The following is a 230-nucleotide window of genomic DNA, read 5'->3' as shown; positions in this document are numbered from 1 at the left end:
GAATACCAATGAAGATGCTACAATAACTATTAATTTGTCTCCAACTCCAAACGCGGGTACAGCAGTTACGGTGCCACCGGTTTGCCCTTTTGGAACCTTTGATTTGAATACATTATTAACAGGTCAGGATCCGGCAGGTTCTTGGTTTGACAGTGCTTTGCAGCCTGTAACTTCGCCAATTGATATTTCAACTTTCATTGAAGGGACTTACACATACACTTACAGAGTGA

At 41.7% G+C, this 230-nt stretch carries 1 protein-coding gene; it reads left to right on the top strand.

Features of this window, described 5'->3' with window-relative positions; all coding sequences use genetic code 11:
• Window positions 1-230: hypothetical protein (locus tag ACSVH6_RS13620; protein ID WP_438079415.1), on the top strand; the 230-nt coding region annotated here is incomplete at both ends.

Origin of the sequence: Flavobacterium sp. XGLA_31 (genome assembly GCF_051547105.1) — a bacterium.
Classification (GTDB): domain Bacteria; phylum Bacteroidota; class Bacteroidia; order Flavobacteriales; family Flavobacteriaceae; genus Flavobacterium.
The sequence above is the reverse complement of the archived record's forward strand: the minus strand, read 5'-3'. Positions and strand labels throughout refer to the sequence as shown.